The 23,053-nt window shown below is 58.3% G+C and carries 25 protein-coding genes; 4 read left to right on the top strand and 21 right to left on the bottom strand.

Annotated features, from left to right (window positions below):
- Window positions 1-10 precede the first annotated feature (10 nt).
- The 8 genes from C1896_07245 to C1896_07210 all read right to left on the bottom strand — a co-directional run bounded on the left by C1896_07245 (window position 11) and on the right by C1896_07210 (window position 6,836).
- The gene (locus C1896_07245) at window positions 11-1,030 is read right to left on the bottom strand and encodes a UDP-N-acetylenolpyruvoylglucosamine reductase (GenBank protein AZZ44724.1); all 1,020 of its coding nucleotides are present in this window, start codon (window positions 1,028-1,030) and stop codon (window positions 11-13) included.
- The gene (locus C1896_07240) at window positions 1,027-1,491 is read right to left on the bottom strand and encodes a protein-tyrosine-phosphatase (GenBank protein ID AZZ44723.1); all 465 of its coding nucleotides are present in this window, start codon (window positions 1,489-1,491) and stop codon (window positions 1,027-1,029) included. Before C1896_07240 ends, C1896_07245 begins: the two co-directional genes overlap by 4 nt.
- Window positions 1,492-1,493: 2 nt before the next feature.
- Window positions 1,494-2,258, bottom strand: a complete 765-nt coding sequence (locus tag C1896_07235) for a 3-deoxy-manno-octulosonate cytidylyltransferase (GenBank protein ID AZZ44722.1) — start codon at window positions 2,256-2,258, stop codon at window positions 1,494-1,496.
- Complete coding sequence (locus C1896_07230) at window positions 2,255-2,440, bottom strand: hypothetical protein (protein ID AZZ44721.1); 186 nt, start codon at window positions 2,438-2,440, stop codon at window positions 2,255-2,257. Before C1896_07230 ends, C1896_07235 begins: the two co-directional genes overlap by 4 nt.
- A 49-nt stretch (window positions 2,441-2,489) precedes the next feature.
- A complete protein-coding gene (locus tag C1896_07225; protein ID AZZ44720.1) occupies window positions 2,490-3,494 on the bottom strand; it encodes a tetraacyldisaccharide 4'-kinase in 1,005 nt (334 codons plus the stop codon).
- The gene (locus C1896_07220) at window positions 3,494-3,922 is read right to left on the bottom strand and encodes a biopolymer transporter ExbD (GenBank protein AZZ44719.1); all 429 of its coding nucleotides are present in this window, start codon (window positions 3,920-3,922) and stop codon (window positions 3,494-3,496) included. The genes C1896_07225 and C1896_07220 overlap by 1 nt, the downstream gene beginning before the upstream one ends.
- Window positions 3,919-4,551 carry a MotA/TolQ/ExbB proton channel family protein gene (locus C1896_07215; GenBank protein AZZ44718.1) on the bottom strand — a complete coding sequence of 211 codons (633 nt, stop codon included), beginning with the start codon at window positions 4,549-4,551 and terminating at the stop codon, window positions 3,919-3,921. Before C1896_07215 ends, C1896_07220 begins: the two co-directional genes overlap by 4 nt.
- Before the next feature lie 71 nt (window positions 4,552-4,622).
- Entirely contained in the window at window positions 4,623-6,836 is a 2,214-nt protein-coding gene (locus tag C1896_07210; protein AZZ47565.1) for a DNA internalization-related competence protein ComEC/Rec2, read from the bottom strand.
- Window positions 6,837-7,029: 193 nt separating this feature from the next.
- Here C1896_07210 and C1896_07205 point away from each other — a divergent pair, with 193 nt between their 5' ends.
- Window positions 7,030-7,545, top strand: coding sequence for a DUF2062 domain-containing protein (locus C1896_07205; GenBank protein ID AZZ44717.1), 516 nt, complete (start codon window positions 7,030-7,032; stop codon window positions 7,543-7,545).
- 9 nt (window positions 7,546-7,554) lie between these two features.
- Here the strand turns inward: C1896_07205 and C1896_07200 are convergent, their stop codons facing one another.
- The 3 genes from C1896_07200 to C1896_07190 are packed head-to-tail and all read right to left on the bottom strand — an operon-like array spanning window position 7,555 to window position 10,755.
- The gene (locus C1896_07200; protein AZZ44716.1) at window positions 7,555-8,802 is read right to left on the bottom strand and encodes a lipoprotein-releasing system transmembrane subunit LolC; all 1,248 of its coding nucleotides are present in this window, start codon (window positions 8,800-8,802) and stop codon (window positions 7,555-7,557) included.
- The gene (gene lolD / locus C1896_07195) at window positions 8,802-9,500 is read right to left on the bottom strand and encodes a lipoprotein-releasing system ATP-binding protein LolD (GenBank protein ID AZZ47564.1); all 699 of its coding nucleotides are present in this window, start codon (window positions 9,498-9,500) and stop codon (window positions 8,802-8,804) included. Before lolD ends, C1896_07200 begins: the two co-directional genes overlap by 1 nt.
- Window positions 9,501-9,507: 7 nt before the next feature.
- The gene (locus tag C1896_07190; protein ID AZZ44715.1) at window positions 9,508-10,755 is read right to left on the bottom strand and encodes a lipoprotein-releasing system transmembrane subunit LolC; all 1,248 of its coding nucleotides are present in this window, start codon (window positions 10,753-10,755) and stop codon (window positions 9,508-9,510) included.
- A 100-nt stretch (window positions 10,756-10,855) separates the two neighbouring features.
- Here C1896_07190 and C1896_07185 point away from each other — a divergent pair, with 100 nt between their 5' ends.
- From C1896_07185 to C1896_07175, 3 genes are read left to right on the top strand one after another with little or no spacing between them, the layout of a single operon-like run.
- On the top strand, window positions 10,856-11,428 hold the full coding sequence (locus tag C1896_07185; protein ID AZZ44714.1) for a pilus assembly protein PilZ: 573 nt from the start codon (window positions 10,856-10,858) through the stop codon (window positions 11,426-11,428).
- Window positions 11,429-11,431: 3 nt separating this feature from the next.
- Window positions 11,432-11,737: a phosphodiesterase gene (locus C1896_07180; protein AZZ44713.1), complete on the top strand. Its 306-nt coding sequence runs from the start codon at window positions 11,432-11,434 to the stop codon at window positions 11,735-11,737.
- Window positions 11,734-12,456 (top strand): glycerophosphodiester phosphodiesterase, encoded by a 723-nt coding sequence (locus C1896_07175; protein ID AZZ44712.1) that lies wholly within the window; start codon window positions 11,734-11,736, stop codon window positions 12,454-12,456. The genes C1896_07180 and C1896_07175 overlap by 4 nt, the downstream gene beginning before the upstream one ends.
- A gap of 113 nt (window positions 12,457-12,569) precedes the next feature.
- Here the strand turns inward: C1896_07175 and C1896_07170 are convergent, their stop codons facing one another.
- The 10 genes from C1896_07170 to C1896_07125 form a co-directional block, all read right to left on the bottom strand.
- The gene (locus C1896_07170; protein ID AZZ44711.1) at window positions 12,570-13,964 is read right to left on the bottom strand and encodes a Si-specific NAD(P)(+) transhydrogenase; all 1,395 of its coding nucleotides are present in this window, start codon (window positions 13,962-13,964) and stop codon (window positions 12,570-12,572) included.
- A gap of 190 nt (window positions 13,965-14,154) precedes the next feature.
- Window positions 14,155-14,385, bottom strand: a complete 231-nt coding sequence (locus C1896_07165; GenBank protein ID AZZ44710.1) for a (Na+)-NQR maturation NqrM — start codon at window positions 14,383-14,385, stop codon at window positions 14,155-14,157.
- Window positions 14,382-15,407 (bottom strand): thiamine biosynthesis protein ApbE, encoded by a 1,026-nt coding sequence (locus tag C1896_07160; GenBank protein AZZ44709.1) that lies wholly within the window; start codon window positions 15,405-15,407, stop codon window positions 14,382-14,384. The genes C1896_07165 and C1896_07160 overlap by 4 nt, the downstream gene beginning before the upstream one ends.
- Window position 15,408: 1 nt before the next feature.
- Window positions 15,409-16,632, bottom strand: a complete 1,224-nt coding sequence (gene nqrF / locus C1896_07155; GenBank protein AZZ44708.1) for an NADH:ubiquinone reductase (Na(+)-transporting) subunit F — start codon at window positions 16,630-16,632, stop codon at window positions 15,409-15,411.
- A 15-nt stretch (window positions 16,633-16,647) separates the two neighbouring features.
- On the bottom strand, window positions 16,648-17,256 hold the full coding sequence (gene nqrE, locus C1896_07150) for an NADH:ubiquinone reductase (Na(+)-transporting) subunit E (protein AZZ44707.1): 609 nt from the start codon (window positions 17,254-17,256) through the stop codon (window positions 16,648-16,650).
- A complete protein-coding gene (locus C1896_07145; protein AZZ44706.1) occupies window positions 17,256-17,924 on the bottom strand; it encodes an NADH:ubiquinone reductase (Na(+)-transporting) subunit D in 669 nt (222 codons plus the stop codon). Before C1896_07145 ends, nqrE begins: the two co-directional genes overlap by 1 nt.
- A gap of 2 nt (window positions 17,925-17,926) precedes the next feature.
- The gene (locus tag C1896_07140; protein ID AZZ44705.1) at window positions 17,927-18,715 is read right to left on the bottom strand and encodes an NADH:ubiquinone reductase (Na(+)-transporting) subunit C; all 789 of its coding nucleotides are present in this window, start codon (window positions 18,713-18,715) and stop codon (window positions 17,927-17,929) included.
- On the bottom strand, window positions 18,708-19,919 hold the full coding sequence (locus C1896_07135; protein AZZ44704.1) for an NADH:ubiquinone reductase (Na(+)-transporting) subunit B: 1,212 nt from the start codon (window positions 19,917-19,919) through the stop codon (window positions 18,708-18,710). The genes C1896_07140 and C1896_07135 overlap by 8 nt, the downstream gene beginning before the upstream one ends.
- A 3-nt stretch (window positions 19,920-19,922) precedes the next feature.
- The gene (locus tag C1896_07130) at window positions 19,923-21,260 is read right to left on the bottom strand and encodes an NADH:ubiquinone reductase (Na(+)-transporting) subunit A (GenBank protein ID AZZ44703.1); all 1,338 of its coding nucleotides are present in this window, start codon (window positions 21,258-21,260) and stop codon (window positions 19,923-19,925) included.
- A gap of 320 nt (window positions 21,261-21,580) precedes the next feature.
- Window positions 21,581-23,032 (bottom strand): glyceraldehyde-3-phosphate dehydrogenase, encoded by a 1,452-nt coding sequence (locus C1896_07125; GenBank protein ID AZZ44702.1) that lies wholly within the window; start codon window positions 23,030-23,032, stop codon window positions 21,581-21,583.
- Window positions 23,033-23,053 lie beyond the last annotated feature (21 nt).

The raw sequence follows: 23,053 nt of genomic DNA, 5'->3' as shown, positions 1-23,053 counted from the left end.
AGGTGCAGAGTCAGACGACGTTCGGCTCGATTTCCAACTTCACACCGAAACGCTCTAGGATGTCAGCTTGGATCTTTTCGGAAAGTTGCAGGATTTGCTGGCCGGTTGCTTGGCCGTAGTTGACGAGCACCAACGCTTGCAGCCTGTGGACGCCCACATCCCCCTGTCGATAACCCTTCCAGCCTGCACGATCAATGAGCCAGCCAGCGGCAAGCTTGACCTGCCCGCCACCTTGCGGAAACGCCACCAGATCGGGGTATTGCTCGAGCAAGGCGTCAGCTTTCGACTGAGGAACCAAGGGGTTCTTAAAAAAACTGCCTGCATTGCCCAGAACCCTAGGGTCTGGCAGCTTCTCACTGCGGATCGAACAGACCGCACGACTCACATCCATCGGTGTGGGGGACTGGACATCATGCTGCTGCAGCCACTTACGGAGCGGGCCATACTCAAGACTTAGTTCCGCAGTCCGGTGAAGCATGAAACGCACCCGAAGAATCACATAGCGTCCCGCCTGACGTTTGAACAGGCTGTCGCGGTAGGCAAATTCACATGCCGCCAAATCGAACTCCACCAAACTGCCAGTTTGGCGGTCCAGTGCAGTCAGCCCAGCGAAGACATCCTTTATCTCGACCCCGTACGCCCCGACATTCTGGATGGGTGCCGCACCGACCGTACCGGGGATCAGGCTGAGGTTTTCCAACCCAGCCAAACCAAGCTCTAGGCTCCGCAATACGAACGGATGCCAAGGCTCGCCAGCCTCCGCTTCTATCACTACTTGCTGGCCGTCATCCTCAAGAACTCGAATGCCCCGGCTAGCCATGTGCAGCACCAGTGCTTGTACATCGCCGGTCAGTACCAAATTGCTGCCGCCGCCGAGGATCCATAGCGGAACGTCGAGACGGCAGGCCTCATTGATCGCTTCGGTTACTGCTTGATCGTCCCGGGCTTCAGCGAAATAGGCGGCATGGGCTTCGACCGCAAAGGTGTTGAGCGTCTTGAGTGAATAACCCTGCTCGATGAGAAGGCTCATTGACGCCCTCTGATCTCATCGAGCAATCCAGCAGCACCACGCTCGATCAGGTCGAGCACCTGCTCGAAGCCGTCCTCCCCGCCGTAATACGGATCGGGTACAGAGCCCGTGCCCAATTTGTATCGGCGCAGAAATAGATCGAGCTCACCGTGTGAGTCTGCTGGACGCAGGGCCTGCAGCCGCTTTAGGTTGTCGTGATCCATCGCCAGGATGAGATCGAAACGCTGAAAATCGTCGGCGGTCACCTGACGCGCCTTAAGAGCGCTGAGGTCGTAGCCTCGTTTGGCTGCAGCCTGGCAAGCGCGCTGATCGGGCCCCTTCCCGGCATGCCAGTCACCGGTTCCAGCCGAATCTATGGCGATTCGACTGTCCAGCTGAGCACCCTGTACGTACTTGCGCAGCACAGCCTCAGCAGTGGGCGATCGGCAGATGTTACCCATGCAAACGAACAGAACCTTCACGCTCAAGCTCCGAGCAGCTTGCGGACGCGGTCAAGATCTTCGGCGGTATCGACGCCAGCCGGAGGCGCCTCGACCGCATCGGCGACATGAATGCGCTTGCCGTGCCAGAGCGCACGTAATTGCTCCAGGCACTCAGTATTCTCCAGCCAGCACGGCCCCCAGGCCACGAAGTCAGCCAGGAACCCGGCCCGATAGGCATAGATGCCGATGTGTCGACGGTACGGAACATTACTCGGAAGCGCACCGGGCTTACGAGCGAATTCGTCCCGCGCCCACGGCAGTGTCGCGCGACTGAAAGTCAGCGCCAGCCCATTGATATCGCTCAGCACCTTCACCACGTTCGGGTTAAAGAGCGCGTGCGGATCGCTGATTGGCTCGGCAAGCGTGGCGATCGCGGCTTCGGGGTGAGCAGCCAGATTGAGTGCCACCTGGTCGATCAGCGAAGGCGGAATCAATGGTTCATCGCCCTGTACGTTGACGACTATCGCGTCAGCCGTTAAGCCCAGCTGGCCCGCCACCTCGGCAAGCCGATCGGTGCCCGAATTGTGGTCGACCCGGGTTAGCAAAACCTGCGCACCGAAGCCTTCGCAGGCTTGCAATATGCGCTGATCGTCCGTGGCGATCACCACCCGCTGCGCCCGGCTCTTGCAGGCCTGCTCCCAGACATGGCGAATCATCGGCTTGCCAGCAATGTCCTGCAGAGGTTTGCCCGGAAGGCGCGTGGATGCGTAACGCGCCGGGATGACCACGGTATAAGCGTTAGTCATTTGTCCAGACGCTCATCCACGTCGAGGGTGCGGGCTTCGCTTTCAAGCATCACCGGGATGCCGTCCCGGACCGGAAAAGCCATGCCGTCGGCCTTGCAGATCAGTTCGGACTTGTCATCGGTCAGCTTCAGCGGCCCCTTACAGAGCGGGCAGGCAAGAATATCGAGCAGTTTGGTATCCATGGTGTGCAGTCCTTGGATGCAGCCGACCGCACCTGGCAGATCGAGCGGCTTAGGGATGAACGGGCAGCAAACGGTCCAGCTGGGAATCAAACCAAGTGACGAAAGCTGCGGAAGGCTCGGCCTGGACTTGGAGATAACACCAGCCCGGCAGCGCAAAAGCCCGGCATTTGACCGCATCCTTCTCGGTCATCACCAAGGGTAGCTCTGGACTGAAACTCAGCTGCTCCAGGCTATAACGAGCGTGATCGGCGAAGGCATGCGGAATCGGCCGCCAGTGTAGCGCCTCGAGCGTGGCGAAGAAACGCTGTGGATTGCCGATTCCAGCGACTGCATGCATCCGCTGGCCTGCCGGAAAATGGCCAAGAGGCCAGACCTGCCCAGTGCTCAACTCGATCAATTTCGATGGTTGCAAGGCAAATGAAAAACCCGAGGGACTATCTGCCTGCGCGCCGTTTATCAGCACCGCATCGACCGACTCCAGTCGCTCCAGTGGCTCACGTAGCGGGCCAGCGGGCAAACAGCGTTGATTGCCCAGTCCACGAGCAGCATCAATGAGGACCAGCTCCAGATCGCGCCCCAACCGGTAATGCTGCAGTCCATCGTCGGAAAGGATCAGGTCCAGCAGCTCAAGTTCGAGCAATTTACGAACCGCGCGGGAACGATCAGGATCAATCATCACCGGTACGTTTGTTCGTTGCGCGATCAGCAATGGTTCATCGCCAACCTCGACTGCAGAATGCTCGGGCTCTACCCGCCACGGATATTCCGGTGGTCTGGCACCGTAGCCACGACTGACTACACCGACTTTCAGGCCGCGTCGCTGACAGTGCTCGATGAGCCAGAGAATCAGGGGGGTCTTGCCGGTACCGCCAACGGTGATATTTCCGACCACCACCACAGGCACGGGCGCCCGATAGCAATCGATCACTCCGCTGATGAACCGCTTTCGCTTAGCAATCACCACGCGGCGGTAGAGCATTTCCAACGGTGCGAGCAGCGCCAAGGCAGGATGCCCTTCGTACCAGGCCCGCTGGAGACGATCAGCAAAGGACATTAGGGCTCCGGCTGGGCCTCAATGGTAGTGATGCGCAGGTGCGCGAAGCCCAGTTTCCCGGCTGCGTCCATGGCGGTAATGACCGCTTGGTGCGGAGTTTTACCGTCGGCACTGATGATCATCGGCAAACTTGTATCGCCGCCCGACTCCTTGCTGAGCGCCGCCATTAATGTGTTCAGGTCATGCTTGACCAACGACTTGCCATTGAGACTGAAGTTGCCACTGACGTCGATCACAACCTCCAGCCGCTTCTGCTCAGTTTCCTGCGGTGGCGACCCGCTCGCCGCCTCCGGCAGATCAACCTGCAGTTGGGTTTCGCGAGTAAAAGTGGTGGTCACCACGAAGAACAACAACAGAATGAACACCACATCGATCAGCGGGGCCAAGCCGATGTCGACATTTTCCCGCGCCTTGCGACGAAACTTCACGCCCTGCCCTCACCTAGGTCGACGTCACGGTCACCCTGCACAACTTCAACCAACTTGATCGCTTCCTGCTCCATACCGACCACGAGTTCTTCTACTCGGCGCAGGAGGAAGCGATGGAAGAACAGTGCCGGTATGCCGACCATCAGACCCGCCGCGGTAGTAATCAGCGCTTTGGAAATACCCGCTGCGAGCAACGGTGCGTTGGCCATGCCAGAGCCCATGAAGGCACTGAAAATTTCGATCATGCCCAGCACAGTACCGAGAAGCCCGAGCAAGGGAGCGATGCCTGCAATCGTACCCAACGCGTTGAGGTAGCGCTCGAGGTCATGGACGACGCGGGCGGCCGCTTCTTCGATGCATTCCTTCATGATCTCTCGACCATGCTTGGAGTTAGCCAGACCAGCAGCCAGTATCTCCCCCAGCGGCGAATCCGCGCGCAGCTCCTTGAGCTTTTGATTACTGAGCTTCTTGTCCTTGATCCATTTCCACACCTGGCCAAGCAGGTGTGGTGGGGTCACTCGACTAGGCCGAAGCGTCCATAGCCTTTCGGCAACAATACCGGCGGCCGCGATGGAACACAGGATGATTGGCAGCATTATCCAGCCGCCCGCTTTAACCAGCTCCCACACGAGATGAATCCCCCTCGAAAAAGTGGCGCCACTCTAGCATAGGGCCGCCAGCCAGCCGACGGCCCCGGTTCTCATTTTTCCCGCCAGAATCGACGCTCGGTACGTAATCCTCGAGCAGGCTCGAAACGGCCGAGGCGAATCCGAATCGCTCCTAGCTCCGCCGTGTCATAAAGCCGCGCTCCGGCAGTGTGCAGCCGCTGCAACACTTCCAGATGCGGATGGCCGAATGCGTTATGCAAGCTGCGCGAGATGAGCGCACCTCCGGCACCTGTTGCCTCGATGAATGCGGCTGACGACGAGCTGCGACTGCCGTGATGTGGCACTAACAACCATTCGGCCTCAAGCGGCATGTTGCTCGTCAGGAGTACTTGCTCGGTATCCACGTCGATGTCGCCGGTGAGCAGCAGACGTTCGCCGCTCGCCTCGATCAGTAGCACGCAGGAGGACTGGTTTCCATCTCTGGCCCGTGGTGATTGCCAAAGCGTAAAGCGGACTCCACTCCATTCCCAGGCGTCTCCGGAACGGCACATCTCGGCGCTTAGCGAAGCAGGCAGTCTTGCCGGCTCACCACTGACCACTCGCCCAGCTTGCATCTGTCGCTGGATCGCAGAAGCGCCACCCGCATGGTCGCTATCGGCATGGCTGAGAATCATCAAATCGAGACCACTCACCCCCAGCGTGCGCAACGACGGCAATACAACCCGCTCGCCGATGTCGAAGTCACCATATCGCGGCCCTGTGTCGTACAGCAGCGCATGGTCATGCGTGCGGACCAGCACAGCGAGCCCCTGACCGACGTCGAACAGCCAGACTTCAGCCTGCCCTGCTGCCGGCTTGTCGATGGGTGGAAACAGCAGCGGCAGCAGAAACACCAGACCCAACGCCCGAAACGGTATTCCGGGCGGAAGCAGGATCAGCAGCGTCCCAAGCGCAACCAGCAGCCAAGCCCAAATCGGCAATGACGCTGGTAGCCACGCCGGCTGCCAGCCGGCAAGCCATTGCAGCGCATCAAAGAGAATTGCCAATAACCCACCTGCCACCCATAGCACCGGCTCGCCAACGCCTGGCAACCACAACAAGGACGTGCCTAACAACGACAGCGGAACGATTACCGCGCTGACCAGTGGGACTGCAAAGAGGTTGGCAATCGGCCCACTCAGGCTAACCGGCAAGCCTAGCGCCAGCAGGATCGGCAACAGGCCCAGGGCCATGCTCCACTGTGCACGGCCTAATGCGCGCCACCAACTCCAGCTTCCAAGCCGGCCGCGGAACACCAGAGCAAGAAGCGCCACCGCTAAGAAAGACAACCAGAAGCCCGACTGCAGCCCTACTAGCGGATCCAACAGCAGGACAGCATCAAGGGCAATCAGCAGTGGCAGCCAGACACCCAAATGCCGATACCGCAAACGCCACAGGAGCACCAGAGAGACCATCACCAGCGCTCGCTGGACTGGGACTTCAAAACCCGCCAGCCAGCCGTACGCAAGCGCTCCAGCCAAGGCCAGGCTACAAGCGCAGGGCAACCAGGCGACGCGCCGCGGCCAAATTCCCCAACGCGCTAACAATGCCACCAGGCCGTAAAGCAAGCCGGCCAGCATGCCCACGTGCTGCCCCGATATAACCATCAAATGAACGGTTCCGGTGTCCTGGAGCGTGCGCCAATCCGTGGTGGACAGGCCGCTGTCATCGCCCACTACCAGCGCGGCAATAGCGCCGGAGCGGCCCTGAGCATCGACCGCCAACAAGCGTTGCCGCAACTGGTCGCGCCATCCCGGTCCACCCTCTGCCACCGACACGCGCTCTCCGGCTTTGATCGTGCCGCTGGCACCGATCCGCCGAGCCAAGAGCCAGGCCTCGTAATCGAAAGAGTGCGGATTGACCAAGCCCCGTGGCTTTTTCAATTTGGCAGCGAGCCGCCATCGCTCACCCGCCTGCACCATGGGGCCGTCGTACCATGCCAAGCGAAGCCTGGACGGCAGGTCGCTATGCCGGGACGATATATTGACCAGTTCGAAGCGCACCACACCGCCACGAACATCCGGTAGGTCGCTCACCGTACCTTCGAGCCAGAACGTACGGCCATCACGCTCGGTTGAAAGGCGGTCATCCAGCGCCTCATGGGCGCTGAGACACGCCCATGCAAACCCGCAGAGAAAACAACCGATCGCTCGCCAGCGGAACGGAAGCAAGACCAGGCCCGCCGCCAATATGAACGGCAACGCTGAGACAGGCGGTAATTGCGGTAAAAAACGCAGCAGTAGAAGGCCTGCTGCCAGCGCCAGCATCGCTGTACGCATCGGTTCTCCTGGATTCCTTTCCCGTGACTGGCCGCTCCGGATAGGTTAAACCGCCGAGTCACATAGCCTGACCGACGTCCTGTCGGCACTCACAGTGTAGAATTTATGTCACAAACTCCTCTCAGCGCCGGGTCTCGTTTCAGGCATAATCGGGCGCGCTTCGCCCCGCCAGAGAATCTTCATGCCGCGTCGTTTTTTTAAACGCTACATGCCTCACCCCGACCGTCTAAAGGCGCACAAGTCTTTGCGGTTTCTCGGCACGTTGATCCATGACCCCAACCTGCTCCATCTAAACCGGCATTCGGTTTCCAGAGCGATGGCTATCGGTCTGTTCTGGGCCATGATCCCGATGCCCCTGCAGATGCTGGCGGCCGCGTTGTGCGCCGTGCCAGCAAGGGCAAACCTGCCGATCGCTGTGGGCTTGGTCTGGCTGACTAACCCACTGACGATGCCGCCGGTGTTCTATTGCAATTACAAGGTAGGCGCCTGGCTGCTGGACACGCCGGTTTCCCCGATGCCGATGGAGCTCAGCCTTGCCTGGGTGCGTCAGATGCTCGACAGCCACTGGCAACCGCTCTTCCTAGGCTCATTCGTTGTCGGCGTTGTGGTGGCGATATTGGGCTATATCGCCACTCAGAGCTATTGGCGCTGGTGGGTCGGACGCAGTTGGCGCAAGCGGCAAATGGACCGCCGCTAAGACTGTTCCTTACTCGTAGCGCAGCGCTTCAGCCGGCTGTGTCTGTGCGGCCCGCCAAGCGGGATAGACCGTCGCCAGGAAACTGAGCAGTAGCGCCGCCAGCGTTACCAGCAAGACATCTTGCAGCCGCAGTTCAGATGGCAGGGTGCTGATGAAGTACACATCCGAACTGAAGATGTGCTGTCCCGATACCTTTTCCAGCCAGGCCACCAGGGCACTGACGTTCATCGCACCAAGCACGCCCAGCACCGTCCCTATTAGGGTTCCCGTCATTCCGATGATGCTTCCCTGAACCATGAAGATCGCCATGATTTGCCGTGGCGTTGCGCCAAGGGTACGCAGGATCGCGATATCCGCTCGCTTGTCGGCGACTACCATGATCAGGGTGGCGATGATATTGAACGCTGCCACCGCCACGATCAGCAGAAGCAACAGGCCAATCATGGTCTTTTCCATCTTCATCGCACTGAACAAACTCCCCTGGGTAAGCGACCAGTCCTCACTGCGATAACCTTTGCCGAGCTCGGCGACAAGCTCGGTTGCGAGCTGCGGAGCCCGATAAAGATCAGCCAGCCTGACCCTCACGCCTTCGACCTGATCTGGCTGCCAACGAAGTATCTGGGCTGCATCAGCTCGGTGAATCATAGCCAAACTACCGTCCAGCTCAGCTCCCACCTTGAACACCCCGACGACGTTCAGACGCTGCATCCGCGGTGTAATACCACCAGGCGCATCGCTGAGCTCAGGCACGATCAGCGTGAGCTTATCGCCCAGCTTCAGACCAAATCGACGCGCAGTCATCAGCCCGACAATTACGCCGGATTCCCCAGCCTCTAGGTCGTCGAGACTGCCTGCGACCATCTTCGAGCCGAGGATAGACACTTCGCTTTCGGCCTTCGGATCGATGCCCTTGATTTCAATCGGCTGCATCGACCCCCTGTACGAAAGCATGCCTTCAAGTTGAGTGATCGGTGCCGTACCGAGCACCCCTGGATGCGCACGTAGCTGCTCGGCCAGCGATTGCCAGTCGTCCACCGGCCTTCCGTCACCGGCTATCACGGCGTGCGGCACCATGCCCAGGATGCGGTTGCTCATCTCGCGCTGAAAGCCATTCATGACGGACAGCACAATGATCATCGCCAGCACGCCCAACGACAGCCCGATCATGGACGTCAGCGAGATGAATGAAATGAAATGATTGCGACGCTTGGCTCGCGTGTAACGGCTGCCAATGAAGATGCTGAGCGGCCTGAACATTAGCCAGCCACCAACCGGCCATCTTCCAGGCGCAAGATGTGATCCATCTGGCCGGCCAATTGTGGATCATGGGTTACGACGAGGAAGGCCGTACGTAATGAGGTGCTCAGTTCCAGCATCAGGTCTTGAATCCCCTGAGCAGTATGGTGGTCGAGGTTGCCGGTCGGCTCATCGAGCAACACCAACGCCGGACGGTTCGCCAACGCACGGGCGATCGCTACGCGCTGACGCTCTCCCCCGGACAGCTCGGAGGGCTTATGAGCGAGTCGGTGGCCAAGCCCTACGCGCTGCAACAGTTCGGTCGCCCGCGTACGTGCTTCCGCTATCGGCGCGCTGCCTATCAGCAGTGGCATGCATACGTTTTCCAGAGCGCTGAATTCAGGCAGCAGATGATGGAACTGGTAAACGAAGCCAAGGGCACGGTTACGCAACAGGCCCCGGTCCTTCTCACTGAGTGCGGAAAGCTCTTCTCCAGCCAGCCATACGCTTCCTTCGCTAGGCGTATCCAGCCCGCCGAGCAAATTGAGCAGCGTGCTCTTGCCAGAGCCGGAAGTACCGACAATGGCGACCCGCTGGCCGGGAAACAACTCCAACTGAAGCCCGGACAGCACACTGACCGACTCCGGACCCTGTTCGTAGCGCTTGCCCAGGTTGCGGCAGCTCAGTACCGCGGCCTCGTTCGCAGACCGTTCATTCATAAACAACTCACTCATATCGTAACGCCTCGGCCGGTTGTGTCCGGGCCGCACGCCACGCCGGATACAGGGTGGCGAAAAAGCTAAGAATCAATGCCGCCACGCAGACCTGGACCACATCGGCGGTCATCAGTCGAGACGGTAAATAGTCGATGAAATACACGTCTGCGCTGAGAAATTTATGCCCGATCAACCTCTCTAGCGCCGCGACCCAACTGCTTACATTGAGCGCCGCGAAGATACCGAGTAATGCTCCGACCAGCGTGCCGACGACCCCTATCACCGTCCCTTGAACCATGAAGATCGCCATGATCTGCCGTGGCGTCGCGCCAAGCGTTCGCAGGATTGCAATATCGCCGCGCTTGTCAGTCACGACCATGACCAGCGTGGAGATGATATTGAAGGCAGCCACGGCGACGATCAGCAGCAATAGCAACCCGATCATGGCCTTTTCCATGCGGATTGCCTGGTACAGGTTGCCGTGGGTGCGGGTCCAATCCCGGGAGTAGAACTCATCACCCAGCTGACCCGCCAGTTCCCAGGCAATACGCGGGGCCTGAAACAGATCGACGAAACGCAAGCGCACCCCTTGGACCTGATCCGGCTTCCAGCGATGCAAGCGTGCCAGATCGGAGATGTTGGCCATCGCCACATAACCATCGATCTCACCGGCCCCCACGTGAAAAATACCGCGCACGGTGAACCGCTTCATGCGGGGAAATACACCGGCTGGCGTGACGGTAACCTCAGGGGCGACGAAGGTAACCTTGTCGCCGACCCCTACGCCCAAGGTGTTGGCCGCCTTGTCGCCGATAACAATGCCGAACTCGCCGGGGGCCAGATCGGCCAGCGTGCCTTCGCGAAAAAACTGGCCCACGATGGAGACTTCCGGCTCGATAACCGGGTCCACGGCGTTAATCAGAATTTTGGTGACCTGCCCGCGATGAGTCAGTAAACCTTGCATTTGTATGAACGGCGCGACCGCAGCGACCTGAGGATGCTGCGCGAGCCGCTCTGCTAATGTCGGCCAGTCGTCGATTGGGGTCGAGCTTTCGATCGTAGCGTGCGGCACCATACCCAACACACGGCTGCGCATTTCATAATCGAACCCATTCATCACAGACAACACAACGATCATTACTAGCACACCAAGCGCCAGCCCGATCATGGACGTAAAGGAAATGAAGGAGACGAAGAGGCTGCGACGTCTGGCGCGTGTGTAGCGCGCCCCGATATACACGGACAGCGGTCTGAACATAAATCGTTGGGTTCGCTTTCGCTGGCGGGAAATAACAAGCTGAATGACGATGCCAAGCGGCCTGATACACTCAGGTCATCACTGCAGCTCAGGGATCGACATGCCCACTGAAGACACCGAAGATCGCCGCGAATACTATCGTATCGAGGATATGATCGCACTTGAAATCCTGCCGCCGGAACACGCCGAAACAGTCTCAGGTAACGGTTCGACGCAACGGTTCGAACTGCTCGGCGAACTCCATCAGCTCGACTTTGAAGCTCAGCATCTGCTGCGTCAGATAGCCGAGGGCAACCGCACGCTGGCCAACTACCTGAAAGTGCAAAACAAGCGCATCGACCTAATCGGTCAGGCGCTCGCCCAGGACCTGTTGCAAGACCTCGGACCAGCTCGGGCGACCGTGCTATCGGAAGGTGGTATTAGTTTCACCAATGACCAGCCGCTTGACGAAGGCTCAACCTGGACACTCAAGCTGGCGTTGATGCCACAGGGCCTGGGCATGCTGCTGACTGCACGCATAGCGAGCTGCCAAGCGCTGGAGGGCGGGCAGTTTGCAATCGGTACATCCTTTGAAGCGTTGACCGATGCACAACGGCAACTCCTCGCGCGGCATATCCTGCAGAAACAGGCGACGGAACGACGCCTGGCTCGTGAAAGCCTGCAAGGAACCTGATGGATGCGCCCTTTTCTGCTCTTACTGCTGATTTTCAGCCTGAACACGTCGGCACACGCCGAAGACATCAAAATTCCGGTCGGCCAGCAAGGCCCGGCCGACCTTCAGCTGCCCAGCCGCGGCGATGCGAAAATCGACGTACTTGATCGTTTTGGCTTAGCCGATGAGGAGCACGAAGCTGTCGGTCAGCCACCTATCACTCGTTGGGATTACCGCGATTTTTCTGTCTACTTCGAGGGCAACCGGGTCATCAACAGCGTTATTCATCACCGACGCTCCACATCATTGCAATCAGAGAGACAACCGTGACGCTTATCTATGGCCACCGCGGCGCAAAGGGCGAAGCGCCTGAAAACACCCTGGCCGGCTTCAAGCAGTGCCTCGCCCATGGCGTGCGCCGATGCGAACTCGACCTGCACCTGTCAAAAGATGGCGAGCTGATGGTCATCCATGACCCGACGCTCAAACGCACCACGGGGCGACGCGGCAAGGTCGTCGAGCGTGATGCAGACGAGTTGATCCAGTACGACGCGCGCCACAGCGGCCCCCACTGGAAACACCCCTGTTCCATCCCGCGCCTAGCGGAGCTATTTGAGCAGTGCGACTTCGAGCATTGGCAATTGGAAGTAAAAAGCGCTTCGAGGGTGCGCGCCGCACGGACTGTCCTGGCGATCAAGGCACTGGCTGAGCACCATGGACTGACCGAGCGGATTACCGTCACATCCGGCTCGAGGGAGGTGCTCAGGGCCTTGAAAAGGCTGACACCTGAATTGTCGTGCGGCCTGGTGGCCGAGTACGCCTGGCTCGACCCGCTGAAAGTAGCCAAGCAGTACGGCTGCTCGCTACTGGCATTGAAATGGACCCTATGCACACCCGAACGAATCGCCAAAGCCCGCCAACTCGGCCTTCATGTATCGGTCTGGACGGTCAATGAGCCAGCTCTGATGCGTCGCCTTGCGGATTTCGGCGTCGACAGCCTGATCACTGACTATCCCGGCCTTGCCGTCACGACGCTGCGCAACGCATAAAGCGAGGCCGCCTGATTGGCGGCCCGGCAACCTGCCTTAAAAACTTTCCCGATTAGGCCACCGCCAGCCTCGGGGATCTTCTCCGACCGGCTCAGGCCACCGGTCGGAGCCGCTCAAAAAAGCCGGTTTAGCCCGTCGAAAGCGGCCACGCGGTAGGCTTCGGCCATGGTCGGGTAGTTGAAGGTGGTATTGATGAAATACTTGATCGTGTTCGCCGCGCCCGGCTGGTTCATGATCGCCTGACCGATGTGCACGATCTCCGATGCCTGATAGCCGAAGCAATGCACGCCTAGTACCGCCAGCGTCTCGCGATGGAAGAGGATCTTCAGCATGCCGACCGGCTCGGCTGAAATCTGCGCGCGCGCCATGCCTTTGAAGAAAGCCTTGCCCACTTCGTATGGCACCTTCGCTTCGGTCAGTTCACGTTCGTTCTTACCGATGGAACTGATCTCCGGAATGGTGTAAATGCCGGTGGGCACATCATCGACAAAACGCCAGCTGTCGTTCTCCACGATGCTACCTGCCGCCGAGCGCCCCTGATCGTAAGCGGCACTCGCCAGGGACGGCCAACCAATTACATCGCCAGCCGCGTAAATATTTCCGACGTCCGTGCGGTAGTGCTCGTCGACCTTGATCTGTCCGCGGCTGTTGACCTTGAGACCGATGTTTTCCAGGGCGAGCTTGTCGGTATTGCCGGTTCGGCCGTTACACCAGAGGAAAGCATCAGCCTTTATCTTCTTACCCGATTTAAGGTGCAGGATCACGCCGTTATCCACACCTTCCACACGCTCGTACTCCTCGTTATGACGGATGAGTACGTTGTTGTTACGCAGGTGATAGCTCAGCGCGTCGGAGATTTCGTCGTCGAGGAAACTGAGTAGCTGGTCGCGGTTGTCGATCAAGTCAACCAAGACACCGAGACCACTAAAGATCGATGCGTACTCTGAGCCGATCACACCGGCTCCGTAGATGATCAGACGACGCGGTGTGTGACTCAGGGTAAGAATGGTGTCACTGTCATAGACACGGGGATGGGTAAAGTCGACATCATCGGGGCGATAGGGCCGTGATCCTGTCGCGATGATGAACTGGTTGGCCACCAGGGTTTCAACCATGCCATTGGCACTGACCACCTCCACGGTCTGCTCGTCGGCAAAACTAGCGGTGCCGAAGAAGATATCGATGCGGTTACGCGCGTAATACCCCGTGCGGGAAGTCACCTGCTTACCGATGACGCTTTCGGCACTTTTCAGGACGTCGGGAAACGAAAACCAACGGGGCTCCCCGATCTGACGGAACAATGGATTGGTGTTGTACTGCATGATCTGCCGTACCGAGTGGCGCAGCGCTTTTGACGGGATAGTCCCCAGATGGGTCGAGTTACCACCCACATGCGGCCTGCTATCAACCACGGCGACCTTGCGCCCAGCTTTGACCGCGTTCATCGCCGCGCCTTCGCCGGCAGGGCCCGAGCCCAGTATCACCACATCGTAATTGTAGACAGCCATATTCACCCCAGACCACGCAGCAGGCAGCCCTGCCGCTGTTAACGAATTCGGTAAAACCGGGTGGCGGAAGTTGCTATCGACGCCCCGCCGCCTGGATCGTCGCGCCGATGCATGGGTCGCACCAGCGCTGCATGCAAAGACCAACGCCCGGAGCGCTAGATATCCCCGGCCTTTCGATCAAAAACGGCTATCAGCGTCTGGTCGCGTCGTATGCGAGATCTGCTTTGTCACCGTGGCTCGCCTCTTGATTCACCTCTTCACACTTCTCACGGCTACCGCCGCAAATCGAGCATTCCTTCTCGATGCCAAGATTGGCGATGCCCCCACAGGAGCCTGCAATGGGCTTGCGGCCCATGATTACGCCGATGGACATCCCGAAGACCACCAGCAACATGACCAGAAACACGATCAACCAAGTCATTTGCTTACTCCCGCACCGAATAGCTCATCAAAGGCCTCAGTGCTTTTGCTAATGAATTCCTGCCCTTCACGAATCACGAAGAACGCTGCAATGTTTCGCTCCCCCGCGTATGCCAAACCCCGTTCGGGGCCCAGTACCATCAACACAGTAGACAACCCATCTGCCCTCAATGTCGAGGGATCGACAACCGTCACGGCGGCCAAGTGATGATCAATCGGCGCACCGGTCAATGGATCAAGCGTGTGCGAATATCGCTTACCGTCACGCTCAAAATAGTTTCGATAGTCACCTGACGTGGAGACACCAAATCCGTCGAGTTCGACAATCCGCTGCGCTACTCGCTCGTTGTCGTGCGGTGCCTCGATTGCGATACGCCAGGGCTCCCCGCCGGGTTTACGGCCGAGAGCCTTGAGCTCGCCGGTGATTTCCACAAGGTAACGGCGGACGCCGGAAGCCTCTAGATGTGCGGTCACCCGGTCCACTGCATAACCCGCAGCGATACTGTTGAAATCAATCTGTACGGCTGCGTCTTTACAGAGCTGCTCGCCGTCAATCCGGAGATGCTCATGCCCCATGTTGCCGCGAGCCGTGGCTATCTCTTCGGCAGAGGGCACGCGCTCGCCGGTTCCGTGTGGACCGAAGCCCCATAGATTGAGCAACGGTTCAACCGTCAGATCGAAAGCCCCGTCGCTCTCCTCCGACAGCTGCTGGCCGGCTCGGAGGAGCTCGAGGACCCCCTCAGGCATGGCCATGCAGGCGCCGGCAGGAAGCGCGTTGAAAGTCTCGATATCCGAATCGGCACGGTACGTAGACATCTGGCTGTCGATCTCGGCCAGAATTGCATCCGTCTCGTTTCGCAGCTGCTCTTTGGACACGGCGACATCATCGGCCACGTACTTCACCGAGTAGGTGCTTCCCATGGTGGGACCACCGAAACTTTCTACCTCGTCCTGAAACAGACAGCCCGTCAGGGCTGCCGCCAGGGCGGCAACGATGACGGGCTGAAGTAACGCATGGGTCATACTAGCCGCCAAAGTCGTCGAGCAGGATGTTCTCCGGTTCGACGCCAAGGTCGGTGAGCATCTTGATCACCGAGGCGTTCATCATTGGCGGACCGCACATGTAGAACTCACAATCCTCGGGCGCCGGATGGTCCTTCAGGTAGTTCTCGTACAGCACGTTGTGAATAAAGCCGGTTGGGCCGTTCCAGTTGTCTTCCGGCTGCGGATCGGACAACGCCAAATGCCACTGGAAGTTGTCGTTCTCGGCCTGCAGCTGATCGTACTCCTCAACGTAGAAGGCCTCGCGCATCGAGCGTGCGCCGTACCAGAAGCTCATCTTGCGCTTAGACTTCAAACGCTTGAGCTGATCAAAGATATGCGAACGCATCGGTGCCATACCGGCACCACCACCGATGAAGACCATTTCCGCATCGGTATCTTTGGCGAAGAACTCACCGAAGGGCCCGTAAACGGTCACTTTATCGCCGGGTTTCAAGCTGAATACCCACGAAGACATCTGGCCTGGAGGCAGGTCATCCTTACCTGGAGGCGGAGAGGCGATACGGATGTTGAACTTCACCAGTCCAACCTCTTCCGGATAGTTGGCCATGGAGTAGGCGCGGATCACGGTTTCTTCGACCTTCGACACGTACTTCCACTGGTTGAACTTGTCCCAGTCGCCGCGATATTCCTCTTGGATATCAAAATCTTTGTAGCGGACCTCGTGAGGCGGACATTCCAGCTGAACATACCCGCCAGCCCGGAAATCGACTTTCTCACCTTCCGGCAACTTCAAGGTCAATTCTTTGATGAAGGTAGCGACGTTCGGGTTTGACAGAACCGTGCATTCCCACTTCTTGACCCCAAAAACTTCTTCCGGGACCTCGATCTTCATATCCGCTTTGACCGGGGTCTGGCAGGACAGGCGCCAACCTTCGCCAGCTTCGCGACGCGTGAAGTGCGACTCCTCGGTAGGCAGCATCTCGCCACCACCGCTCTCGACGATGCACTTGCACTGAGCGCAAGTGCCACCGCCGCCGCAGGCAGACGAGAGGAAGATGTTGTTAGCGGCCAATGTTTGCAGGAGCTTGCCACCCGCCGGTACCGTAATGGTGCGTTCGCCGTTGATCTCGATGCTCACATCGCCACTGGAGACCAGCTTGGCGCGAGCCGCGAGGATGATCACCACCAGTGCAAGCACGATGGCGGTGAACATGCCGATGGCGAGGAAAATTTCGTAACTCATCAGTTCATCCCGTCCTTACAGCTGTACGCCAGAGAAAGACATGAAGCCCAGCGACATCAGTCCGATGGTGATGAAGGTGATCCCGAGGCCCTGTAGGCCATCCGGCACATCGCTGTACTTGAGCTTCTCGCGAATGCCGGCAAGCAAGGCGATAGCGAGCGCCCAAGACAGACCAGAACCCATGCCGTAAACCACACTTTCAGCGAGGTTGTAGTCGCGTTCGACCATGAAAAGCGTGCCGCCCATGATGGCGCAGTTCACAGTGATCAGCGGCAGGAACACGCCCAGCGCGTTGTAGAGGCTGGGTACGTACTTGTCGAGGGTCATCTCCAGGATCTGAACGATTGCCGCGATCACGCCGATGTAACTCAGCAGGCCGAGGAAGCTCAGATCGACTTCCGGCAAGCCAGCCCATGACAACGCACCTGCTTTCAACAGATAGGTGTAGATCAGGTTGTTCGCAGGAACGGTGATGGCTTGGACGACAATAACCGCGATGCCAAGACCAATGGCCGTTTCGACCTTCTTCGAGATTGCGATGAACGTACACATGCCAAGGAAGAACGCCAGGGCCATGTTCTCGATGAACACGGCGCGGACGAAAAGGCTGATGTAATGTTCCATTAATAAGCCTCCTTGTTAGAGACCTGAGGCGCCATCTTGAACGACGGCTTCTCGACCTGTTCCCGCTTCCAGCTACGGATGCCCCAAATGAAAAGGCCGATCAGGAAGAACGCAGAAGGCGGAAGCAGCAGCAGGCCATTCGGCAAGTACCAGCCACCGTCATTTACGACAGGAAGAATGGTGTAACCCATCAATTTACCCGCACCGAACAGCTCGCGAATGATCCCGAGCGCAATCAGCATGGCGCTGTAACCGAGGCCGTTCCCAAGCCCATCGAAGAATGAGAGCATCGGCGGGTTCTGCATGGCGAACGCTTCGGCCCGGCCCATCACGATACAGTTGGTAATGATCAGACCCACGAATACCGACAGCTGCTTGGACAACGAGAAGGCGTAAGCCTTGAGCACCTGATCCACCAGGATCACCAATGACGCAATGATCACCATCTGCACGATCATGCGGATGGAGCCAGGGATCTGGCTGCGGATCATCGAGATGAACAGGTTGGAAAAAGCTACAACCAGCGTCAGGGCGATGGACATGACCAGCGCCGTTTTCAGGTTGGAGGTGACCGCCAGCGCCGAGCAAATCCCGAGGATCTGCAGGCCGATGGGGTTGTTATTGAAGACCGGATTGAACAGGACTTCCTTAATGGTAGGTTGCGACATACTCAAGCCTCCCCAGCGCGCAGGTTAGCGATAAAAGGACCGAAGCCGTTCTCGCCGAGCCAAAAGTGCAACAGGTTATTAACCCCGTTGCTGGTCAACGTCGCGCCAGCAAGCGCGTCTACCCGGTACTTGGCGTTCGGACTCTGCGGATCGACTCCACCTTTGACGATCTGTATCGCCAGCTCACCATCCTCGTTGTACAACTTCTTCCCTTCCCAGAGGCTACGCCACTTGGGATTGTCTACTTCGCCACCCAGACCAGGCGTTTCTCCGTGCTGGTAGAAACCGAGCCCAGCGACGGTGTTCAGATCTTCCTGAAGGGCAAGAAAACCATAGAGCGTCGACCAAAGGCCGTAACCACGCACCGGGAGCACCAGCGTGTCGAGTTCACCATCGGTTTCGACGATATACACGACGCTGTACTTTTCGCGACGCTTGATCGAAGCGATGTCCTGCTCCGGCGGCAATGCGTCGGACAGTTGCGGGTCCTTCGCAGCAACCAGGGGGTCAAAGGTATTTGGATCGAACTCGTCGCTGAATTTGCCAGTCTCGAGGTTGACCAGCTTGGCGACAATGCGCTCTTTATACAGCGCCTTCACCTCGGCGCCAGACATACCGGCCTCACCGAGCCCCGCGATCGCAAGAATACTGCGCTGCTTGTCGAGCTGACGGTTCTCCAGCTGGGTCGGACGCAGTGCGACCGCCGCACCTGCAACGAACACCGAGCACACCAGACAAACCAGCAGGGCCACTATCAGCGTACGGGCAGTGGATTCTTTTTGACTAGACATTACGCGCCAGCCTCCGCTTGATGTTGGCCTGGATGACAAAGTGGTCAATCAAGGGTGCACAGAGGTTGGCGAATAGAATTGCCAGCATCATGCCCTCAGGGAAGGCCGGGTTGACTACACGGATCAGCACCACCATCACACCGATGAAAATGCCATAGATCCATTTACCGGTATTGGTCATCGCGGCCGACACGGGGTCGGTGGTCATGTAGATCAGACCAAAGGCGAAACCACCCACCACCATGTGCCAGTACCAAGGCATGGCAAACAATGGATTACTGTCCGAACCGATCAGGTTGAACAGCGAGCTCAGCGCGATCATGCCGATCATGGTGCCGGCGACGATTCGCATCGAAGCGATCTTGGTCAGCAGCAGTACCGCGCCGCCGATGAAGATAGCTAGAGTGCTGGTTTCACCCAGCGAGCCATGAATGGTGCCGACAAAGGCGTCCATCCAGGTGATGCCGCTCTCTACGATATTTTCTATGCCACCTGCGAAGCCCAAGCTCAATGCAGTAGCGCTGGCATAGCCGTCAACCGCAGTCCAAACGGCGTCACCAGACATCTGTGCCGGGTAGGCAAAGAAGAGGAAGGCACGCCCGGTCAGAGCAGGATTGAGGAAGTTCTTACCCGTACCGCCGAAGATCTCCTTGCCGATCACGATACCGAAGCTGATGCCGAGCGCGACCTGCCACAGCGGGATGCTGGGCGGCAACGTGAGCGCGAACAGCACCGAGGTCACGAAGAAGCCTTCGTTGACCTCATGTTTACGGATCGAGGCGAACAGGACTTCCCAGAAGCCACCGACAATGAAAGTGACCGCATAAACCGGCAGGAAGTATGCCGCCCCCTGGATGAAGTTATCCCAGGCACTGGACGGATCGAACCCTGCCAACGCACTGATCAGCGCAAACTGCCAACCTTCCTGAACTGCAAGCAGGTCCGGGCTTTGCGCATAGATCAGGTTGGCTTGGTAACCGGTGTTCCACATACCAAAGAACATCGCCGGGAAGGTGCAGAGCCAAACGGTGATCATCATCCGCTTCAGGTCGATACCATCACGCACGTGGGCCGTGGTCTTGGTCACGCTGCCCGGACGATAGAGGAAGGTGTCCGCCGCTTCGTAGAGCGCGTACCACTTCTCGTACTTGCCGCCCTTTTCGAAGTTGTGCTCGATCTTGTCGAGAAATTCGCGAATGCCCATGCCTTAACCCTCCTTCTCGATACGGGTCAGATTGTCTCGCAGGATCGGGCCGTACTCGTACTTGCCGGCACAGACGTAGGTGCACAGTGCTAGGTCCTCTTCATCAAGCTCGAGGCAGCCCAATTTCTGCGCAACCTCGGTATCTCCGACGATAAGAGAGCGCAGTAACTGAGTCGGTAGAATGTCCAGCGGCATGACCTCTTCGTAGTTCCCAACCGGCACCATGGCCCGCGGGCTGCCATTAGTGGAGGTGGAAAAAGCGAACTTCTTGCCGCCCATCAACTTGGAGATATAGATATTGAGGATCGAGTGCTTGTCGCTACCGGCACGCAGGTAGTGCAGCATCTCGCGCTCCTTACCTTCGCGCAGGCAGGAAACCTGCTGGTGGTAGCGACCGAGAAACGCGAAAGCGCCATGCGCCGTACGACCGCCCAGAACCGATCCAGATACGACACGGTTTGCACCAGGCTGCAATTCGCCAGCTGTCAGCTCATCGAGATTGGCGCCCAGGCGAGTACGCACCAGACGCGGGGTTTCAACGACCGGACCGGCCAACGACACCACACGCTCTACCGAAAGCTTTCCGGTAAGGAACAGTGCACCGACCGCGATTACGTCCTGATAACCAACGGCCCACACGCTTTTGGTGGCGCTAACCGGGTCCAGAAAATGAATGTGCGTTCCGGCCAGACCGGCAGGATGCGGACCAGCAAAGCTTTCAGTCTTAACCTTCGCAATCTGCTCGCCGGGTAGCGAGGCGCCTTCTGCTTTACACAGAAACAGCTTACCCAGATTGCCGAGAACCTTTAGGCCTGCTTCGAAATCAGCAGCGCGCTCCGCGATGATCAATGCTGGATCAGCAGCCAACGGATGAGTGTCGATGGCAGTGACGAAGATCGAGCTGGGAACGGCATCGATAGCCGGAACTTTGCTATATGGACGTGTGCGAAACGCAGCCCAGAGACCAGCCTGCTGCAGATTCTCACGAACCTTCTCGTCACCCATCGCTTCCAGCTCAGCCGAGCCGTACTGGCTGAAAGTCACCTCTTCAGCGCCTTCCAAGTCAATGACGACCGATTGCAGGACGCGCTTCTCGCCACGATGAATCGCGCTTACAACACCCGCACCGGGCGCGGTGAAATGAACGCCAGGCGTCTTCTTGTCCGAAAACAACACCTGACCCAGTTTCACGCGATCACCGACCTGAACTTCCATGGTCGGTTTCATGCCAGGGTAATCAAACCCTACTACGGCGACGCTTCGCACGGGCCTTCCGGCCTCGATACGCTGCGCCGGCGCACCTGCAATGGGCAAATCTAGCCCACGTTTTATATTGATCATCGGCTCGCCTAACCACTGATTTTAAAAGACTTTTTTACAGGCCCAGCGATTTAGCTGAAGGTCGAATTGCACGACGCGCGCCGAAAAATATATCGACGCGACGCTATGCCACGGGCCCAGGTAGAAATCCGCCCGATTATAGAGGCCGCGACCCGTGACTGACCACCCAAGGTCTTCCAATTTTTTGACTAAAGACAAGCGGTCATCCGCAACCGACTATTGACGCTCCAGCTGCCAGCGCATCGACCGCAGCATTATCGAGTACATAAGAAACGAAAACGGGAGCCGAAGCTCCCGTTTTCTTTCAGCAAAAGCGCCCGTCAGCGCGGGAAAGCAGGCGGGTTCACGCCGGCCATATCTTCCATTACACGCACTACCTGGCAGCTATATCCGAACTCGTTGTCATACCAGACGTAAAGTACGACTCGGTTATCGCTGCAGATCGTCGCCTCGGCATCGACAACACCTGCGTGACGAGAACCTACGAAATCGCTTGAAACAACCTCCTGCGAATTGACGAAGTCAATCTGCTTCTGAAGATCTGAATGCATGGCCATCTGGCGCAGGTACTCGTTGATCTCTTCGCGGCTCGTGGCCTTTTCCAAGTTCAGATTCAGAATCGCCATCGAGACGTTCGGCGTCGGCACGCGAATGGCGTTACCTGTCAGCTTGCCTTTCAGTACGGGCAGCGCCTTGGCGGCAGCCGTAGCAGCACCCGTCTCGGTGATGACCATGTTCAGCGCAGCACTACGGCCACGACGACTGCCTTTATGGAAGTTGTCGATCAGGTTCTGGTCGTTGGTGTACGAATGCACAGTCTCGACATGACCGTTGACGATGCCGTACTGGTCATTGACTGCTTTAAGCACCGGCACGATCGCGTTGGTGGTGCAGGAGGCAGCGGAGACGATCTTGTCGTCGGCCGTGATTTCGCCATGGTTGATGCCGTGAACGATGTTCTTCAGCTCGCCCTTGCCTGGCGCAGTCAGCACAACGCGGGCAACACCTGGGCACTTGAGGTGCTGGCTGAGGCCCTCGGCATCGCGCCACTTGCCGGTATTGTCGACCAGCAGAGCGTTTTCGATTCCATACTGGGTGTAATCCACCGAGGCCGGATCGTTCGAATAGATCACCTGGATTAGATTGCCGTTGGCAGTGATGGTGTTGTTTTCGGCATCGATGTGAATCGTGCCTTCAAACGGACCATGAACCGAATCGCGACGCAGCAGGCTGGCGCGTTTGACCAGGTCGTTTTCAGCACCCTTGCGCACGACGATCGCCCGCAGACGCAGACCATCACCGCCGCCTGTCTTCTCGATCAGAATGCGGGCGAGCAAGCGACCAATCCGGCCGAAGCCATAGAGCACGACGTCGGTGCCCTTATGGACGCCGGTGGTGTTGCGCTTGCCAGCAACTTCAGCGAGTTCGTCACGCACGAACTGATCAAGGCTGCGGCCGTTGCCCTCGGCCTTGAACTTCGCCACGACTTTACCCAGATCCACCGAAGCGGCACCAAGGTCCATCTGGCTCATGGTCGTGAGGATCTGATGGGTTTCGTTGACGGACAGCTCGGCTTCGTCAGCCTGACGGTGACGAGCGAAACGATGCGCCTTGAGCAGAGCAATGACCGAACGGTTGATCAACCCACGGCCGTAGATGGAAGTCACCACGTTGTTGTTACGATACAGCTGACCAATCAGCGGAATCATCGCTTCGGCGAGGGCTTCTCGATCAATCCATTCACCAAGACACTGGTCGGGCTTCTGAGTCACGGGCAGTTCCTTCCAACATGT

The organism is Pseudomonadaceae bacterium SI-3 (assembly GCA_004010935.1).
Lineage (GTDB): Bacteria > Pseudomonadota > Gammaproteobacteria > Pseudomonadales > Pseudomonadaceae > Stutzerimonas.
This window is presented reverse-complemented; position numbering and strand designations above follow the sequence as displayed.

Bases quoted from the DNA above. Each gene is read 5' to 3' on its own strand.
- C1896_07245 (AZZ44724.1), bottom strand. From the start codon at position 1,030: ATGAGCCTTCTCATCGAGCAGGGTTATTCACTCAAGACGCTCAACACC.
- C1896_07235 (AZZ44722.1), bottom strand. From the start codon at position 2,258: ATGACTAACGCTTATACCGTGGTCATCCCGGCGCGTTACGCATCCACG.
- C1896_07230 (AZZ44721.1), bottom strand. From the start codon at position 2,440: ATGGATACCAAACTGCTCGATATTCTTGCCTGCCCGCTCTGTAAGGGG.
- C1896_07225 (AZZ44720.1), bottom strand. From the start codon at position 3,494: ATGTCCTTTGCTGATCGTCTCCAGCGGGCCTGGTACGAAGGGCATCCT.
- C1896_07210 (AZZ47565.1), bottom strand. From the start codon at position 6,836: ATGCTGGCGCTGGCAGCAGGCCTTCTACTGCTGCGTTTTTTACCGCAA.
- C1896_07205 (AZZ44717.1), top strand. From the start codon at position 7,030: ATGCCGCGTCGTTTTTTTAAACGCTACATGCCTCACCCCGACCGTCTA.
- C1896_07200 (AZZ44716.1), bottom strand. From the start codon at position 8,802: ATGTTCAGGCCGCTCAGCATCTTCATTGGCAGCCGTTACACGCGAGCC.
- lolD (AZZ47564.1), bottom strand. From the start codon at position 9,500: ATGAATGAACGGTCTGCGAACGAGGCCGCGGTACTGAGCTGCCGCAAC.
- C1896_07190 (AZZ44715.1), bottom strand. From the start codon at position 10,755: ATGTTCAGACCGCTGTCCGTGTATATCGGGGCGCGCTACACACGCGCC.
- C1896_07185 (AZZ44714.1), top strand. From the start codon at position 10,856: ATGCCCACTGAAGACACCGAAGATCGCCGCGAATACTATCGTATCGAG.
- C1896_07180 (AZZ44713.1), top strand. From the start codon at position 11,432: ATGCGCCCTTTTCTGCTCTTACTGCTGATTTTCAGCCTGAACACGTCG.
- C1896_07170 (AZZ44711.1), bottom strand. From the start codon at position 13,964: ATGGCTGTCTACAATTACGATGTGGTGATACTGGGCTCGGGCCCTGCC.
- C1896_07165 (AZZ44710.1), bottom strand. From the start codon at position 14,385: ATGACTTGGTTGATCGTGTTTCTGGTCATGTTGCTGGTGGTCTTCGGG.
- C1896_07160 (AZZ44709.1), bottom strand. From the start codon at position 15,407: ATGACCCATGCGTTACTTCAGCCCGTCATCGTTGCCGCCCTGGCGGCA.
- nqrF (AZZ44708.1), bottom strand. From the start codon at position 16,632: ATGAGTTACGAAATTTTCCTCGCCATCGGCATGTTCACCGCCATCGTG.
- nqrE (AZZ44707.1), bottom strand. From the start codon at position 17,256: ATGGAACATTACATCAGCCTTTTCGTCCGCGCCGTGTTCATCGAGAAC.
- C1896_07145 (AZZ44706.1), bottom strand. From the start codon at position 17,924: ATGTCGCAACCTACCATTAAGGAAGTCCTGTTCAATCCGGTCTTCAAT.
- C1896_07140 (AZZ44705.1), bottom strand. From the start codon at position 18,715: ATGTCTAGTCAAAAAGAATCCACTGCCCGTACGCTGATAGTGGCCCTG.
- C1896_07135 (AZZ44704.1), bottom strand. From the start codon at position 19,919: ATGGGCATTCGCGAATTTCTCGACAAGATCGAGCACAACTTCGAAAAG.
- C1896_07130 (AZZ44703.1), bottom strand. From the start codon at position 21,260: ATGATCAATATAAAACGTGGGCTAGATTTGCCCATTGCAGGTGCGCCG.